The sequence below is a fragment of the uncultured Dialister sp. genome, from assembly GCF_900541605.1.
Lineage (GTDB): Bacteria > Bacillota > Negativicutes > Veillonellales > Dialisteraceae > Dialister.
Window position 1 is genome coordinate 1 of sequence record NZ_UQKJ01000161.1, and the last position, 3,785, is coordinate 3,785.

Annotated in this window: 4 protein-coding genes; 3 read left to right on the forward strand and 1 reads right to left on the reverse strand. The window is 50.8% G+C overall.

Going from position 1 to position 3,785, the window contains the following annotated elements; translation table 11 throughout:
- Both QZR21_RS08520 and QZR21_RS08525 read left to right on the forward strand, forming a co-directional pair.
- A partial coding sequence (locus QZR21_RS08520; protein ID WP_296974941.1) for a hypothetical protein occupies positions 1-192 on the forward strand: 192 nt, incomplete at its 5' end.
- 451 nt (positions 193-643) lie between these two features.
- Positions 644-1,015: a hypothetical protein gene (locus QZR21_RS08525; protein ID WP_296097413.1), complete on the forward strand. Its 372-nt coding sequence runs from the start codon at positions 644-646 to the stop codon at positions 1,013-1,015.
- Positions 1,016-1,103: 88 nt separating this feature from the next.
- Here the strand turns inward: QZR21_RS08525 and QZR21_RS08530 are convergent, their stop codons facing one another.
- Positions 1,104-2,165, reverse strand: a complete 1,062-nt coding sequence (locus tag QZR21_RS08530; RefSeq protein WP_296097411.1) for an iron-containing alcohol dehydrogenase family protein — start codon at positions 2,163-2,165, stop codon at positions 1,104-1,106.
- Positions 2,166-2,496: 331 nt separating this feature from the next.
- Between QZR21_RS08530 and QZR21_RS08535 the strand changes: the two genes are divergently transcribed.
- A complete protein-coding gene (locus QZR21_RS08535) occupies positions 2,497-3,417 on the forward strand; it encodes a S9 family peptidase (RefSeq protein ID WP_296974945.1) in 921 nt (306 codons plus the stop codon).
- Positions 3,418-3,785 lie beyond the last annotated feature (368 nt).

The window sequence follows — 3,785 nt, forward strand, 5'->3', positions numbered from 1 at the left end:
CTGGGTGCCTGGGGCTGCGGCGTCTTCCTCCACAATCCCCAAGATGTGGCCCGGGAATTTTACGAAATCCTAGTGGAGAGGAACTTCCGCCGCCACTTCGACCATATTATCTTCGCCATCTACGGCAGCCGGGAAAATTTTGAAGCCTTTGAACACCAATTCTGCAGCAGGGCAGCACAACATAAAATTTGAGACAAAATACCTTCCGCATAACCCGGATTTCAGGAAAGCAGCCCTGCACCGTAATGGAAGGGAACCTGCCCCACATGGAACCCCCACTTTTTCATGAACCGGGTAAAGAAAATTTCAATAGCCCCAGGTACCCACGGCCGCCGCACTTTTTACCCTTCTTCACCCAAAAGGATAACAATTCCCTTTAATTTTTGTCCAAATGATGTATAATAAAGACAGGTTATGGTGAAAAGTATATTTTCCCATGCTGTGACTGGGCTTCTCTTCCCGGCTGCAGCAGCAGGCCCATCCACTTCCCTGCCGGTGTTGTCGTCCGGTATCCGAAATGGCTGGTCCCTCCTGTATGCACGCAGAAAAGCAGCCAATGAGGCTTGTCCTCCGAGATATCGACTGTGAGGTTCCCGGATGGATTCCAACCGCTCTGCCATGCGCAGGCTGGAGGGGTGGTGGTTTGGAAATCATTCGTGGAATCTGCCGTTTGAAAAATCGTTTGACTGTTACAGGATTTTTTAACGGAGCCCTTTTTTCAGAAGGTAAAGGAAAAGCATTCCTTCCACATTTCCCTTTCCGGAAGGTCCCAAAGTCAGGGGTCCAGGGAAAAGGAAAAAGAAGAAATCCGCTTTTGCAGCAGGTGGCATTGATTCCTTTATCCCGCACGATGTCAGTGTTTCTGCAGAAAGGACAAATTCAGCTGGCCAATATGTTTTCCCGGAAACCAGGCTGCCGGTGCAGCAGCTGCAGGACAGGGATGTTTCCTCCTTTCCTGATTCTGCCGGGTTTTCCCGTGCACCTTCTCATAGATGCATACATGATGCGCCTATGACTAGACTATTCCGAAACTCCAAAAATAGGAACCCCTTCACCGGCTGCCATCCGGTGAAGGGGTTTTAACGTGCCGCAAAGAAAAGCGGTCAGCGATTCAGTTTTTCCAGATCCATCATGGCCTTGTACACCATGTCAAAGGTAATATCATAGGGCTTTACCCGCATATCCTTCGTGTGCAGGCAGTTCTGTACCAGTTCATCCGGATGGGCCGGATCGATACCGATATCCGCCAGACAGTGGGGCAGGTCGATGGATTTTGCAAAATTGTAAATCTTATCCCGCTCCTCCAGCTGTCCATCCATGGTCAGCATGACCTGGAGCCCATAGTTTACTACGGCGCCATGAAGATGGGTTCCCTTATGGGGCGTCCTGGTATGGCTGTTGTAGATGGCATGGGCCAGGCTGGAGTCCAGATCATCCTCAATGCATACAGAGGCCATACCCGGCGCTACAATAATCGAAAGGATGGCCGGTTCCAGGGCTTCATTGACTTCCTGCCGGTCCACCGCTTCCAATGCTTTCTTTCCGTATTTCAGAATACCTGCCGCCACGTTCTGGGCATTCCGGACGCCCGTCTGCTGAACCCAGGTTAGTTCCATACCCCGGGCAGAAAAAGGTACTTCATACTGTTTGGCCAGAGCATCGCCAAGACCTGCCCAGAAATATTCCCGGGGCGAATGGGCGATAACATCGGTGTTGATAAATGTGTGGTACGCATTGCGGTCTCGATAAATGGATCCCCTGAAGCTGTGGTCCGGATTGTACATGATGCATACCGCCGTGACGGAGGCACAATTCGATGCCAGGGTAGGGAATGTGAAAATAGGCTTCTTCAGAAGATGGCTGGCCCATTTGGCAGTATCCGTAGCCCGTCCTCCGCCAACAGCAAAAATCATGTCTGCCTTTTGGATTTCCGGAATCTTCGTCAGGGCTTCTGCGTTTTCAAAAGTCGCATCATCGCCGTAGAGAAAAGATCCCAGAATATCAATATGTCCTTCACAGGCCCTGCGGATGAGGGGTTCCGCAGCAGCCCGGGACTTATTGCCGCCTACGATGACAGCAGTATGTCCATAGTCGCCGCAGATGGAGGGAATCGCATCATAGGCATCGACGCCTATGGTAAAGTGTGGAAAAAATGTGCTCTTCATACATGGCTCCTTTGGTTCGAATTCATAAGTTACCGATGGCGCTATTATACGACCGATAGAAGCGGGATGCAAGGAAAACAGGATGTCCACCAGCCAGATTCGGATTTATCAGCGTTTCCTGTTTTCAGACAGGGCCCCCTGCACGGCCGGCTGGGCCGGACAGATTTAAAATCCTCCCCTATGACCTCTCTCCCACCTATGGCCTCTCTCCCATTCATCTTTCTTTTTTACAGGACCATGGTATAATGATTCAATTGGAGGGAAAAAACTGCTCTTTTTTCCCCACCCCGTGGGGTGCAGAATCCCACATTGCACGAAGGAGATTTTAAATTTGGGTAAACTTTCAAAAGCCCTGGCCGCATTGGCCATCGGAGCTGTGACTGCCTATCTTTTTCCCAGAAAGAAAGAGGATCTTTCCCTTCCCGTGGGAGAAAGTTCCTATCTGCTGGAAGAAAGGAGCGGGGCCTCTAAAGATGCCATTCCTGTATACTACTACCGTCCTGCTACCTGGACAGAAGATCAGCCTGTGTTCATTGCTTTTCCGGGATACACGCGGAAGGCGCAGCGTTTTGAAAAACACCTGGAAGAACTGGCGGTCAAGTACAATATGCTTATTGCGTGCCCTGAATTTTCCACGAAAAAATATCCCGGTGCCCGTTGGTACCAGGAAGGGAATATTTCCGATGCGGAAGGGGAAGAAGGCCATATCCAGTCCCGCAGGGATTGGACATTTGATGCCATCGACCATGTAGTGGCTGCCGTACGGCGCCGTACAAGGGCAAAGGGAAAAGTACTCCTTTTCGGTCATTCCGCCGGAGGGCAGCTTATGCACCGGTATTCCCTTTTCGCCAGCCACCCTGCGGTAGATGCCATTATCTGCGCCAATTCCGGCTGGTTCACCATGCCCGATGACACCATTTTTTATCCCTACGGTATCAAGGGGCTCCCCATTTCGGACAGGGACCTGGCCAGGGCTTTTTCCCGTCCTGTCATTATGCTCATGGGCGGCAATGATATATCCCGGGAAAAGCCATTCCGGGATACGCCGGAAGCCGATGCCCAGGGGCAGAACCGCATGGAACGGTGCAATAATTACTTCCACTTCTGTGAGGCCAGAGCTGCCGCATTGGGTGTCCCTTTCCGCTGGCAGCTGAAAGTCGTAGACGGTGCAGCCCACGAAGGCGGCAAAATGGCGGAAGGTGCCATGAAGCTCTTCTGCCAGGAACCCCTGGATGAAACAGTGGGCATGTAAAAAAAGAGTTGAGGCATGGAAAATCCCGGCCGCCTGCGGCGGGTCCCATTCCCCAGCTCTTTTCTTTTTGGACAACCGGATTTTCTCTTCTACCTTGACAATTGTTTCTTGTCTTTATACACTGTCAATAACAATGATTTTTGGAAAACCCTTCTGCAGGGAGCTGCCGGTTCTGATGATTCCCGGTAACTGCTTTCCTCGCAGAGTTGGTATTTTCCGATGGACAGAGAGAGTTTTCTGTTCGTTTTTTATTTGGTACGGAGGAGCCTATGTATAAAATCCAGAAAAAAGTAGACAAATGTTTAGCCCTTGTGGCCAGGGATGAAAAAGTGGTAGCTCCCTGCCAACACCTGTCCTATTATCCCTTT

What these genes read in the sequence shown, in the direction of transcription:
- QZR21_RS08530 (WP_296097411.1), bottom strand. Translation starts at nt 2,165, where the DNA reads ATGAAGAGCACATTTTTTCCACACTTTACCATAGGCGTCGATGCCTAT.